Source organism: Parabacteroides sp. CH2-D42-20 (assembly GCF_003670185.1).
Classification (GTDB): domain Bacteria; phylum Bacteroidota; class Bacteroidia; order Bacteroidales; family Tannerellaceae; genus Parabacteroides; species Parabacteroides distasonis.
The window spans coordinates 203,645-217,776 of record NZ_RAYG01000005.1 but is presented as its reverse complement, the minus strand read 5'-3'; the positions used below and the strand labels follow the sequence as shown (position 1 = coordinate 217,776).

The window sequence follows — 14,132 nt, the reverse complement described above, 5'->3', positions numbered from 1 at the left end:
GCGCTTTGTACCTCTTTTTAACGAATCATTCCAAAAGATCTAGCGAATCTATGAAGGATTCATAGACGGGATGGTTCAATTGAAAGACAATCGCTTCGAAAGGACGGAGCGTGATATCTTTTTGAGGCGCCATATGACTTCGGGCCCCGTAATTGTCCAATAGGACGTGTGCGTTACTCATATCTATCCCCGGAGTGGAGATTGCCGCCTTGGGGGAGAAATTGAGCATAATCAGATAAGTGTCGGCCCCAGTCTTGCGTAAGAAGGTATAGGATTGGGGATTCTCCGCATCCAGCAAATGATAACTGCCATAAATCAAACTCGGATTCTCCTTACGGAAGCTGACTACTTTCTTAAAATAATTAAGTATGGAGGTCGGATCTTTTTCTTCGTCCGTTACGTTTATCCAAGTATAATCTGGATTTACCTTTAACCAAGGGGTTCCTGCCGTAAATCCCGCTTCCGGCGAGCGATCCCATTGGAAAGGAGTGCGGGCGTTGTCTCGTCCGGTCTCTTTCTGTTCGTCCAATACCGCCTGCGGATCTTTACCCTCTGCTTTCGCTTTCTTATAGCGGTTGATCGTATCGATATCGTTATAATCCTCGATACGGTCGAACCGAATGTTACGCATACCTATCTCGTCCCCGGCGAACCAATAAGGCGTTCCTCTCATCGTAAGCAGAAAAGTAATAAGCATCTTAGCGGACAAGGCCCTGAACTCATCCTTATCGCTACCAAAGCGACTGACCATACGGGGCTGGTCATGATTACCCAAGTAGATCGAGGGCCAACCCTTATCTACCGCCTTATCCCATTCCGTAAACATCTTCTTTAGGGCGATCAAGCTATAGTCTATACCGGATTCCGGATTGTCCGGTAGGGTTGTATTCCGGATGCGGGCGGCGTCGAAATGATAAAGCATATTCAACTCTTCCCGGGCCGGATCGACAAATTTAGCGACATCATCTACCATCACGGCCGAACCTTCTCCAACACTCATACAATCGTATTTGCTTAATACCTGCCGATTCATCTCGTGAAGATAGAGGTGTAGGCGAGGCTCTTTGGCATAGAAAGAAAAGATATCCGGATATTTCTTGGAATCTATGAGAGGGAATGAGGGATCTTTGGCGATAAGAGAGATGGAATCCATGCGAAAACCGTCTATCCCTTTATCGAACCAAAAGCACATCATATCGAAAATCTCTTGGCGTACCTCCGGGTTCTCCCAATTTAAGTCGGGTTGTTTCCGGGAGAAATAATGCAGGTAATACGAGTCGGTTGGCTTGTTATACGTCCAAGCGTTGCCTTCCTCGTCGAAATAGCTGAGGCGCAAGGGAGGCTCACCTTTCTCGGCCGGCCACCAATGGTAATAATTATAATAGGGATTATGTCTGGATTTACGGGCTTCCTCGAACCAAGGATGCTCGTCGCTGGTATGGTTTACTACCAAGTCCAGTACCAGTCGCATCTCCCGTTTATGAATCTCTTTCAGGAGGCGGTCGAAATCTTCCATCGTACCGAATTCCCGCATGATTTCCCGATAGTCGCTGATGTCGTAGCCATTATCATCGTTGGGAGAGAGAAAGATCGGGTTTAACCAGATGATATCCACACCCAAGCTTTGTATATAATCCAAGCGGGAGGTGATACCGTTTAAGTCACCGATTCCGTCGTCATCGCTGTCCTGAAAGCTACGGGGATAGATTTGGTATATAATCGCTTCTTTCCACCAAGTCTTTTGAATGTCCTCTTGACCGGACGTACTCTCTGTAACATGCTTTGAATCCATCTTATTATTCTTTAGTTTTTTACTATAACAAAAGGATGTGGTGGTTAGTTTCAGCAACTTATGACGCTTGGGAAGTGTTGTTTTATCAACAAATAGAAGAAACATATGGAAAATGGAGTAATGATGCAGTATTTCGAATGGAATCTGCCGAACGATGGAATGCTGTGGAAACGGCTGGAGGATGACGCCTCGCATTTACATGAGATCGGGATCAGCGCCGTATGGATCCCACCTGCGTACAAAGGCCATGAGCAAGCGGACGAGGGGTATGGAACCTATGATCTATATGATTTGGGGGAGTTTGACCAAAAAGGGACCATACGTACTAAGTATGGAACTAAGCAGGAACTTCAAGAAATGATCGAGGAACTTCACCGGAACCAGATTGGCGTATATCTGGATGCCGTGATGAACCATAAGGCGGGAGCCGATTATACCGAGTGGTTTATGGCGCAAGAGGTAGATCCTGGGCAACGGGAAAACGCTACCAGCGAACCCTATGAGATAGAGGGATGGACTGGCTTCGACTTCCCGGGGCGTGGCAATATGTATTCTAATTTTAAATGGCATTGGTTTCATTTCTCCGGGACGGACTATGATGTGTCCCGCAAGAAGGAAGGTATATTCCAGATTCTGGGAGAGGGAAAACATTGGAGTGAGGGAGTCGATGATGAGAATGGAAATTATGACTATCTCATGTTCGCCGATCTGGATTTCGATAACCCCGAAGTCGTGCGTGAGATGCAGGACTGGGGGATCTGGGTATCGAACGAACTAAACTTGGACGGTATGCGCCTTGATGCGATCAAGCATATGAACGACCAGTTTATCAAGCATTTTCTGGAGGCGGTGAGAGCGGATCGGGGAGAGGGTTTCTACGCTGTCGGGGAATATTGGAAAAACGATACCGAATCGTTGGAGGCTTACCTGTCGCAAGTAGAATATAACGTGGATTTGTTTGACGTAGCCTTACATTATAACTTGAATGAGGCTTCCGAGAAAGGTCGTGACTATGATTTACGCGATCTATTAAAAGGGACCTTGGTCGAGATATGCCCGGATCAAGCCGTCACCTTCGTGGATAACCATGATTCCCAGAAAAACAGTTCTTTGGAGTCGCAGGTGAAGGATTGGTTCAAACCTTCCGCCTACGGTTTGATCCTGTTGATGAAGAAGGGGTATCCGTGTATCTTTTATGGGGATTATTATGGCGTAAAAGGGACGAAATCTCCCCATCGTAAGGTATTGGATATGCTATTGCGTGCCCGGAAAGAATATGCGTACGGGGAAGAGGTGGATTATTTTGATCATCCGAACACGATCGGCTTCGTACGCTTGGGAGATCCGGGACATGCTGATTCGGGCTTGGCGGTGGTTATCTCGAACGGGGAAGATGGAGAGAAAACAATGTCTGTGGGGGAGAACCGGAAAGGCGAGGTATGGCATGAGATCACAGGCTCGGTAAAAGATACCGTGGCGATTGATGAGGAAGGGAAGGGCCGTTTCCTTGTCAAGGGAGGCAAATTGGCTGTTTGGGTCAAGGCTTAACGGATGCTTTACTTGACCTCGAATTGTATTTTCTTCTGGTTCCCCTCGTTGTCGATGAGAGTAAGGAGATGTTTTCCTTGGCTCACGGAGCAACTGATCTGGTGATTATCGGTGGTCTCTCCCAGATAGCTTTCGTCCAGATGCCAGTAAATCGTAGCGTCACGGCGGGCGTGGGCGGCCTTGAAGATAAATTTCTCGGACTTCCCGGAGAAGCCTTTCGGAAGGTAGAGAATGGCGTTATGCTCGGGATAGATCAGTTCGATCTGGCGGTTCAGGTCTTGCCCGCAGCCGGGTTTTACCGGAGGGAGCGGGATATAATCGATGTGATAGTTGCGGTAGTAATACTCCTGTGCGGGAGGAAGCACGAACCACGGGCGGCTGATCATCCGGTCGACAGACTCGCAGGAACTATTGACCCTGTACCGTCCGTCCGCCGATAGATGCACGAGCTTATGGTAGGGGCAAATCCCCGTGTTATTGCCGGACAGCGGCATGTATAAGGTGTCCGTTTGCTCGCAGTAGGGCGAGGCTTTATGTCCGCTGTTCCGGCAGATCACCATGGGAAGCGTCTCATCGTAGGGCAGGTCGAACCATTCGCCACCGGGCAATAGGGAAAAGAGATCGAAAAGGACCGGAGCGGCGTTGCCGACACCCGTAAGTCCCGGACGGCCCTCGCCGGAAGCGTTACCGGCCCATACGCCGACGACGTAGCGGGGAGTCGTGCCGATCGCCCAAGCGTCTCGTCCCCCGTAACTCGTCCCGGTCTTCCATGCGATCCGTTTCATCGACTCGAATTGTTGCCAGTCGGCCTCTTCCTCGGGACGGTTCAGGGCGGACATCGCCTCGAACGTGTACCACAGGGCCGCGGAGGAAAGGAGAGCCTTATCGGTGAGCCGGCTATCGGTAAGGGAACGGATGGGTTCCTTCCTCTCCGCAGGAAAGGGAGTCAGCGGATGGATATCCGCCGGATTATAGCGTCCGTTGTAAGTACGGTAATGTTTAAGCACACGAGACATGGAGGCATACATACCGGAAAGATCCCATAAGGTTCCCTCGGCCCCTCCCAAGATCAAGGAGGCCCCGTAATGTTCCTCGGAGAAACGTAAGGTAGTCATTCCCCACGATTTCAGTAAAGACATAAAGCGTCCGGTATTATACTGGGAGAGCATACGTACCAAGGGCACGTTCAAGGAGCGCTCTATGGCTACATGGGCCGGTACCGCCCCGTAGAATGTCTTGTTGTAATTATGGGGGGAGAAGCCGTTTATATTCAAGGGCACGTCCGATACCAGCATGGAGGGGAGCAACAGCCCGTCGTGCAGCATACCGGCATACAGGAAGGGCTTGAGAATACTTCCCGTGCTGCGGGGCGAGGTGATGATGTCCACTTGGTTCCCCCGCCGCTCGTCGGCCGGATAGGTAGCGTTTCCGGCGTAGGCCAATACCTCCCCGGTCTCCACGTCCGCTACGATCGCCGCCAGATTATAGATATGGTTGGAACTGTATTCACGGGCATAACGGTTTACGAGGGCCTGTGTCTGCCGTTGCAGGGCTTGGCGGACGGAGGTTTGGATGCGTTGCCCCGGTTGTTCCGCGGCCAGTCTTTCTAACAGGTGAGGGGCATCATTAGGTAAAGGGAGAGGGGCTTCGGGAAGTGGCTCCATGCAGGCCAGCTCGTATTCGGTCTCCTCCAATATACCTTTCTTTTGAAGGGAAGCCAATAAGCGATCTCGCTTCTCCTTCAGTTGTTTCCGGTTTCTCCCGGGGTGGATCAAGGCGGGGGAGTTGGGAAGAACCGCGAGCGTGGCGCTCTCGGCCCACGATAGCTCGGAGGCGCTTCGCCCGAAATAACGCCATGCGGCGGTCTCCAGCCCGATTACGTTTCCCCCGAAGGGAGCGTGCGAGGCATAGAGGTTCAGTATCTCTTGTTTGCTATAGGTGGTTTCCAGAAAGAGCGCCCAGCACATCTCGATCGTTTTCTCGTAGAAGGTCCGGTCTTGGTTCCCTCTCGCTATGCGTGCCAATTGCATGGTCAAGGTACTTCCTCCGCTCACCACACGCCCCGCTTTCCCGTTCAAGCGGATCGCCCGGAAGATGGCGGCGGGGTCTATACCGGGATGGTAAAAGAACCGTTTATCCTCATACGTGAGCAAGCAATCCACGAATTTATCAGGCAAGCTATCCGCCGCCGGGAAACGCCATTGCCCGTCCGGTGCGATACGTGCGCCTAGAAGCTCGCCCTCGGCCGAATATAATAAGGTAGAGCAGGGGGCGGGAAATAATTGCCGGGGCACGATGCCATACAGGATACACCACGCCGCCACGCCGATCCCCAAGAGGGATGCGAGGAGGCGCCATGGCACTCGTCCCGGCCTTGGTAATAGCGACTTGGATAGATGGCTGAGGCATCTGCCAGTACTCCGTAGGAAGTACTGTAGTACTGTGTGCAAAGTACTGCGGTACTCCTTACGAAGTACTGCGGTACTGTCCGGCTGAGTATTGCGGTACTTTATAAAGAGTACTGCCTCAATCATACCAATTGACACTCTCCTCATAATGATCGAACCTTAGCTCTTCCGTCACTCCGACCCTTCGCAAGGCGTTTAGCACGATCCTTTGCTCTTTAGGTGAGAGTGGAAATTCGCCCCTTCGCCGCTCGAAGTAGGGGTTACGTCCGAAATGGGACATGAGTATCGACATGAATTGCTGGTATTGCGCCGGGAACATCCGGCTCTGCATCCCGGTGAAGCCCCGTGCGTAGGTGACGGGAGCGGAGTCTCGGAAGTAGGGGCAAGCCTCATCCCGGGTACAGAGGGTGGGGTTCAGCAGCCGTAATACGGTTGCCGGTTGTTCGATGAGCGGTTGGTAGGCGATCTGGTGCAGGCACTTTCCGGCCCGAGGGCAATCTTGTTGCTGGCAGACGGCGTAGTCGATGGGGATTTCCTTGTGTAGTTTCTTGGTCATGATCTTGTTTTACAATCTTAGATGTTTCATTGAACGCAAATATAGCGAATATATTCGAGAAGTGATTGTTCGAAAAGGAGATATACGGATAGATCATTGCATCTTGGTATAATTTATGTACATTTGTGGATTAACCATTTAAACATTCATGTGTATGATACGGTCTATCGGTTTATTCTGCGTACTTTGTCTCTTGTCTATCTTGACAAGTTGTCATACGACAAGCCCTGCGGATCAAGATTTCCCTCCTTATAATCCGAATGTAGAGGCGTTTACTACTGGGAAGATTTCCCGGTATTCTCCCGTTTACCTGATCTTTAATCAAGAGATCCCGGCGGATCGATTAAAGGCGGACCGGCTAGGAAAACTCGTGCGCCTCAAGCCCGATGTGCCGGGACGATGGGCTTTCGAGAATAACCGGACGTTGGTATTCAAGCCGGAGAAAGGCTTTGAGCGAAACACCTCTTATCAGGTGAACGCCGATTTGTCCGAATGGTTTGAGGCGGAAGGTAAGGATAAGTGGTTCGCTTTTGGTTTTACCACGCTCCCTTTAGCCCTTCGGGGGAATCTGGAATCGATGGATATCAACAAGAAAAACGAGAATGGGTACGATCTGACCGCCGTGCTTTTTACTCCGGATAAGGAATCTCCGGAGACCGTGGAGTCGTTGGTGGATTTCTCGGAGAAGGTAGACGCTACTTGGCAACACAGCCCGGATGGGAAGAAACATGAGGTGACCTTACTCAATGTCTCCGCCGGGATGGAGGGGGAACGGACACTCAAGCTTTCCGTATCTTCTAATAAACTAGGCGTGGAAAAGGCCGATGTCGTGACAGTGAGCGTTCCGGATCAGAATGATTTCTCGGTGTACGACGTGACGTATGTGTCCGAGCCGGAGCGTTACGTGGAGGTCGCTTTCACGAAGTTATTGGATGTGGGCCAAGATATGAGAGGTTTGGCCTTTATCGCCGAGAATACGTCGGAGACCGTAACCGTGGACGGAAACAAGCTACGCCTATATCCGGATGCCGATTTGTGGCAAAAGGGCGTGATGAATATCCACCTGAACCAAGGCATCCGCAGCAAGAGCGGCTTGAACCTGAAAGAGGCTGTCGTGCGTCAAATAATCCTAGATGAGCAGAAACCCGGCGTCCGTTTTATCGGGAAAGGAGTGATCATCCCGCAATCCACGCAATTATCCGTTCCTTTCCAAGCGATTTATTTGCGAGGGGTTACGGTGAGCGTTATCAAGATATTGGAGCAGAATATCGGTCAGTTCCTGCAATCGAACAACTTGGATGAGTCCGGGGAGTTAATGCGTGTCGGGCGCTTGATCGCCCGTAAGACGATCTTCTTGGATGAGGAGGGTCTTGACCTGTCCCGGTGGAATACGTTTGCGGTCGATTTAAAGCGGTTGATCGAGCCGGAACCGGGTGCTATCTACCGTCTGGAGCTTTCGTTTGACCGGCCTTTGTCGGCCTATCCTTGCGGGAATGATACGTTGAAGATCTCGAAGGAGCAGATCTTGGCCTCGGACGAGATCCGTTTCAAGGAAGAGTCCGCCCGTTTTGACGAGGGAGCGTATTATTACCGTCAATACGATTGGTCTAGTTATAATTGGAAAGAATGGAACGATCCTTGCTCGGATAGTTATTACTTTAATAAGGTAGAGGGAAAGAATATCTTGGCTACCAATTTGGGACTGGTCGCCCTGATGGGGCAGGATAATGATATGACCGTGTTGGTGCATAATATACAAAGTACGGAGCCGGAGCGAGGAGTTACGGTTACCGCCTATAATTACCAACACCAAGCGTTGGCCTCGGGCACGACCGATGACAAGGGACAGGTACGGCTGGATCTCTCCTCGGGACGTCCGTTCTACCTGATCGCCTCACAGGGAACCCAACGTTCCTATCTGCGGGTGGATAACGGATCGGCTCTCTCGCTCAGTTCGTTCGATGTATCGGGCGAGGTAGTCCAGAAAGGGATCAAGGGCTTTATCTATGGCGAGCGGGGCGTATGGCGTCCGGGTGATACGTTGCATCTGGGTTTTATGCTGAACGACCGGGCGAAGCAATTGCCGGCAGAGCATCCGGTGGTGATGGAGCTGTACAACCCGTTAGGGCAAATGTATGCCCGTAAGACGCAGACCCGTGGCGAGCTGGGGCTTTATGTCTTCGATTTCGTTACCGAGGCGGATGCTCCCACGGGTGCGTGGAATGTGAAGGCGCAAGTGGGTGGGGTCTCTTTCTCGAAGCGCTTACGCATCGAGTCCATCAAGCCAAACCGCCTGAAGATCGCCTTATCCATGCCGGAGAAGACCTTGTTGCGTGGTGAGCCTATGGATGCCCGCCTGCATGTGGAATGGCTGCAAGGAGCTATCGCCCGTAACTTGAAATATGATATACAAGGTACCTTTATCGCTACCCCGACTACCTTCGAGGGCTATAAGGGGTTCTATTTCGACGATCCTTCCCGTGTATTTAATACGGAAGAGAGCAAGCTGATCTCCGGCGTTACCAATGAGCGGGGCGATGCCACGGTACAAGCCCGCTTCGAGCTGGGTTCTACCGCTCCCGGAATGTTGCTGGCAAACCTAGTGACCCGGGTCTATGAGGAATCCGGAGATTTCAGTATCGACGCGGACCGGATGCTTTACTCGCCTTATCGCCGGTATGCCGGTATCAAATCTCCGCAGAAAGATAAGGAACAACTAAATACCGGAGCCAATTATACCTACGAGGTCGCTTCTGTTGATTATTTAGGGAAACCGCAAGCGAATACGGAATTAGACGTGAAAGTATATAAGGTCTATTGGTATTGGTGGTGGGACTCCAACAGTAGCGGTCTGGCCAATTACGTATCGGATTCCTACAATAAGCCGGTAAAGACATTTACCGTCCGTACGGATGGGGACGGCCGGGGTACGTTCCAGCTCTCTTTCCCGGATAAGGAGTGGGGAACGTATTTCATCTCCGTGAAAGATAAGGAGAGCAAGCACTCTACGGGAGTGATGAGTTATTTCGACTGGCCTTATAACGAGGGCCGACGTAACACCGATGGCAGCGAGTCCGCCACGATGCTTAGTTTCAAGACCGATAAGGATAGTTATACGCCCGGCGAGAAGATGGTAGTCACCTTCCCCTCTACGAAAGGAAGCCGTGCGATTATCAGTATAGAGAACGGCGTGCGTGTCCTTTCCTTGACGGAACATACGTGCGAGGATAAACAAACGACCGTGAGACTGGATGTGACGAAAGATATGCAGCCGAACGCTTACGTTTATATCACCCTTTTGCAGCCTCATGGCATCACGAAGAACGATTTGCCGATCCGCTTGTACGGCGTGGTCCCGTTCACGGTAACTTCTCCGGAGAGCCATCTGACCCCGGTCATCCAATCTCCCGCCGAGCTGAAACCGGATGCCTCTTATACCGTCTCCGTCTCCGAGAAGAATGGAAAGGAGATGGCTTATACGCTGGCGATCGTGGATGAGGGCTTGCTGGACCTGACCCGTTTCCGTACGCCGGAGCCTTGGAAGGCGTTTAACGCCCGGGAAGCGTTGAGCGTGAATACATGGGATTTGTATAACTACGTGGTTGGCGCTTATGGCGGCCGTATCGAGCAGTTGTTCAGTATCGGCGGCGACGATGCGCTGAACAAAGGCCCGAAAGCGATCGTGAACCGCTTCAAGCCCGTGGTGCGATTTGACGGCCCGTTCTTGCTGAAGAAGGGGAAGACCGCCCGGCATACCTATCAGATGCCGAATTATAACGGGCGTGTCAAGATCATGGTGGTAGCCGGAAACGGGGAGGCTTATGGACATGCCGATAAGAGCGTGATGGTACGTAAGCCCGTAATGCTGCTAGGAACCTTGCCCCGGGTGATCGGCGTGGGCGAGGAGATGGTAGTACCCGCTACGGTATTCGCTACCGAGGATGGCGTAGGGGCCGTGAATGTATCTATTGCTTGCAGCTCGAATATGGAAGTGGTCGGCGAGGCGACGAGGAGCTTGAGCTTCGAGCGGAAAGGGGATCAGCAAGCCTCGTTCCGTATCCGGGTGAAGAAGAACCCGGGTATCGGGAAGGTAACGATAACCGCTACGGGTAAAGGGGATAAATCCGTTTATGAGACGGAACTGGAGATCCGTACGGTACGCCGCCCGCAAGTGAAAGTTACCGCCGCTACCTTGGAGGCCGGCAAGTCTTGGAAAGAGACGGTTGCGATGCCGGGTGCCACGGGTACGAACCAGTTGACTTTGGAAGTGTCGGATATCGCCCCCGTGAACTTATCCTCACGTCTATCTTATTTGTTGGGTTATCCTCACGGATGTCTGGAACAGATCACCTCGAAAGGATTCCCGCAGCTTTATATCTCCTCGTTTACGGATTTGACCCCTCAACAGGCGAAATCCACGGAGGAGGCCGTGAAAGAGGTGATCCGCCGTCTACGCTCTTACCAGACCGTAGATGGGGCTTTCGCCTATTGGCCGGGTGGAACGAGCAGCAATGGCTGGGGTACGGTTTACGCTACTCATTTCTTGCTGGAAGCCTCGAAGAAAGGCTACTTGGTTCCCGAGGCCATGAAACAAAGCGTATTGAATAATCTACGCCGGGTAGCCCGTAATTGGAAGCCGGCTACCTCTTATTATATGGATTCGGAAGAGACTACCCAAGCCTATCGCCTGTATGTATTGGCTTTGGCCGGGTCGCCGGAGATGGGTGCCATGAACCGCTTGAAAGAGATGAAAGACTTGACCTCCATGAGTCGCTGGTCGCTAGCTTCCGCCTATGCCTTGGTCGGCCGTGAGGATGTCGCTCAAGACTTGATCAGTAAGACGACGGCTCTTCCTTCCGGTTATTCCGAGTATGACGAGACGTTCGGCAGTGATGTCCGGGATCAATCCATCCAGTTAATGACGCTTTGCTTGTTGGATAAAGGCAAGGAGGCCGCTACTTTGGTGGAAGAATTGTCCAAACAGCTTTCTTCGGATGATTGGTTGAGCACACAATCTACGGCATTCGCTTTAGTTGCCTTGTCGGACTACCTAGCTAAATATCGGGTAGACGGGGCCATGGATTTCACGTACGCTTGTGGCGGAAAGGATGGACAGGTGAAAACGGATAAGAATATATGGTCTGAGACCTTATTGGATAAGGCGGGGACCTCGGCGAGCGTCGAGTTGAAGAACACGGGTAAATCTACGCTCTTCGCCCGTATCATAACCGAGGGAATACCGGAGCAGGGAGAGGAAAAAGCGTATGCGAACGGTGTCTCATTGGCGGTTAGCTATGTGGACTTGAACGGAAGTCCGGTCAATGTCGCCCAATTGGAGCAAGGTACGAATTTCTCCGCCGTGGTTACGGTAAAGAACCCTTCGGCCCGGGGATATAATAATTTGGTATTATCGGAGATCTTCCCTGCCGGATGGGAAATACTGAATACCCGTTTCTTGAATGAGTCCGCTACGGACAGCTTGAGCGCCGGAGTGAATTATCAGGATATTCGTGACGACCGTGTTTATAGTTATATAGACCGTCTGCCGGCAGGCAGTCAAGTGACCGTGAAGATCAATCTTTGCGCAGTCTACCCGGGCCGTTTCTACCTGCCTCCGGTGTATTGCGAGGCGATGTACGATTATTTAATCCGTGCGAATACCGCGGGACAAGAAGTTACCGTATTCTAATTTCGTGGGGGGCGGGCAGACCCCGCCCTTATATTTTTTCGAAATTTATTGGATTTATAGTTGTATGCTCGAATAAAACCATTACATTCGCAGCATATTTGAGATTGATTTAAGTTAGTATTAGAAAGTATTTGCTCACAACTTGATTTGTTAGGTAAACTTTTTTAGTCGACATACTCAGCTCAATTAACCATTTAATTAAAGTTTACAAAATGAATCTTTACATTTCAAATCTAAGTTACAACATCTCTGATGAGGACTTAAGACAGTTATTTGCTGATTACGGTGAGATTACTTCAGCAAAAGTTATTATGGATAGAGAAACCGGCCGTTCAAGAGGCTTCGGTTTCGTTGAGCTGAGCGATGATGAGCTAGCTAAAAAGGCTATCGAGGAGTTAAACCAAGCAAGTTATGACGGCAAAGTCATCAATATAACAGAAGCCAGACCTAGAGAGGATAGAGGCGACAGAGGTGGTCGTTTCAATAACAACAGAGGTGGCGGCTACGGTTCCAACAGAGGCGGTGGCTATGGCTCTAACAGAGGTGGCGGTTATGGTTCTAACCGGGATGGTGGAAGATATTAATTCTATCTAGATAAAAAGGAAAGAGCGATCAGAGATGGTCGCTCTTTTTGTTAGAAATCAATCCTTACAACATGATCGATATTCGTAAGTACCCTCCTTAAGTTTTAATACGGCTCCTTGTTTATCTTGTGTGAACTTAACAGGAGATTTGTCCTTAAATAGGACATATAACTATATATAGAGGTGAGACAAGACATTTCTTCCAGTTTGCTAAGCGCATTATCAATGCACAATCAGACGTTCTATCCCTTCTTTCTTACGTTGAATTTCATCTCTCACAAATCTCTTAAAAACTTCGTTGTTTATAATACGTTCCAAATATGCACTTTCAAACCTGTCTAACAGTAATTTATACATTTCTGCAATATTCCCAGCCTCCTTTATACATCCATCCACCCCATACCCTTTTGTTCTTTTTATACCTACATCAAATGCCTCAAATAGATTAGTAAGTTCTATTCCTAAGCCGGAATATTCTGAATCATTATGACCTCCATCAATATCAATTAACATAGCAGAACCTTGCTCGGCATCTATCATTATATTTGATGGATTTAGATCTCCGTGGGTATAAAGTCCCTTACCACCCAAAATCTTACCTCCGCATCTGGTAGAAGAAGGCAATGTCTGTAAGTTAGGGTTATGGAAGCGAGACAAAACATTTCCTACATTATGCCAAGCGCTTATCAATGCATCATCAGAAGCTCTACCACATAACCAGTTACGATGCAGATCCAGCAAGGTGATGCCACGGACAGCCGGAAAGATACCAATAGCCCTGCCACCCACATCAAAATGATCTTTTAAGGAAGTAAAAGTATTTAACTGATCAGCAGTCATACGAGGTACTGACTTTTTGGGATCAGCAGCTTCCACTCCTTCCTGTCTCTTTATCAAATCTTTAAAATTATTTAATTCCCTGACCACTTTTACAAAGAAACATTCAGGCTTATCGGATGCTATAGCATCTTTATTGAGTGCTGTGACAATAAATGCTCCCTGATTGTTTTTTCCGTCATTCTGTTGTAGTTCTTTTACATCTAGAACAACATACCCTTGGCTATCCATTTTCTGCTTAATGAACAATGTACGTAGTTCTAACTCCGGTTTCCTAGCCTCTTTTTTATCGGGAAACACGAGGGAAGCATTTTCTCTTTGAGATAAAAACTGAATATAAACATGATTTATGGCATCCGCTGGATCCTTAAACTCTTTCCCTTCTTTCATGTATTGTTCGCCAAGTGTGTAAGCGAAACGAAATACATTAGAATACCATGGTTTATATGAATATTTTCCCGGAACCCCTTCTTGGACCCACCATCGAATAGCAACGCCATCTGATAGTGTTATCAAAGGGATTTCTGAACCAATCCTCATTCGTTGTAATACAACGTCTGATTCTTTCTCACGCTGCATAACTTGGGATTTGCTTTGCTGCAAAAATTGGATGATAGACGGTGTAGTATGAAGCGGCTTCTTTACTGCTATCTCGATGGTGCGTAGCATTTTGGGGGTTGTTATTCTTTGTGATTTCATAATTTTGCTAAATTCTAAA

Annotated in this window: 7 protein-coding genes; 3 read left to right on the top strand and 4 right to left on the bottom strand. The window is 49.6% G+C overall.

Annotated features, from left to right (window positions below; all coding sequences use genetic code 11):
- Positions 1 to 25: 25 nt before the first annotated feature.
- The gene (locus tag D7V92_RS05055) at positions 26 to 1,792 is read right to left on the bottom strand and encodes an alpha-glucosidase (protein ID WP_121772420.1); all 1,767 of its coding nucleotides are present in this window, start codon (positions 1,790 to 1,792) and stop codon (positions 26 to 28) included.
- Between the two features lie 105 nt (positions 1,793 to 1,897).
- Here D7V92_RS05055 and D7V92_RS05050 point away from each other — a divergent pair, with 105 nt between their 5' ends.
- Positions 1,898 to 3,340, top strand: coding sequence for an alpha-amylase (locus D7V92_RS05050; RefSeq protein WP_121772419.1), 1,443 nt, complete (start codon positions 1,898 to 1,900; stop codon positions 3,338 to 3,340).
- 8 nt (positions 3,341 to 3,348) lie between these two features.
- Here D7V92_RS05050 and pbpC read toward each other — a convergent pair whose 3' ends face one another.
- The gene (gene pbpC / locus D7V92_RS05045; RefSeq protein WP_121772418.1) at positions 3,349 to 5,895 is read right to left on the bottom strand and encodes a penicillin-binding protein 1C; all 2,547 of its coding nucleotides are present in this window, start codon (positions 5,893 to 5,895) and stop codon (positions 3,349 to 3,351) included.
- Complete coding sequence (locus D7V92_RS05040) at positions 5,867 to 6,304, bottom strand: DUF6078 family protein (RefSeq protein ID WP_008772284.1); 438 nt, start codon at positions 6,302 to 6,304, stop codon at positions 5,867 to 5,869. Before D7V92_RS05040 ends, pbpC begins: the two co-directional genes overlap by 29 nt.
- A gap of 154 nt (positions 6,305 to 6,458) precedes the next feature.
- On the opposite strand from D7V92_RS05040, the gene D7V92_RS05035 reads away from it, so the two are divergent.
- Positions 6,459 to 11,993: an alpha-2-macroglobulin gene (locus D7V92_RS05035; RefSeq protein ID WP_121772417.1), complete on the top strand. Its 5,535-nt coding sequence runs from the start codon at positions 6,459 to 6,461 to the stop codon at positions 11,991 to 11,993.
- A 212-nt stretch (positions 11,994 to 12,205) separates the two neighbouring features.
- Positions 12,206 to 12,577, top strand: coding sequence for an RNA-binding protein (locus tag D7V92_RS05030; RefSeq protein WP_005862667.1), 372 nt, complete (start codon positions 12,206 to 12,208; stop codon positions 12,575 to 12,577).
- 222 nt (positions 12,578 to 12,799) lie between these two features.
- Here the strand turns inward: D7V92_RS05030 and D7V92_RS05025 are convergent, their stop codons facing one another.
- Positions 12,800 to 14,113, bottom strand: coding sequence for a hypothetical protein (locus tag D7V92_RS05025; RefSeq protein WP_229099743.1), 1,314 nt, complete (start codon positions 14,111 to 14,113; stop codon positions 12,800 to 12,802).
- Positions 14,114 to 14,132 lie beyond the last annotated feature (19 nt).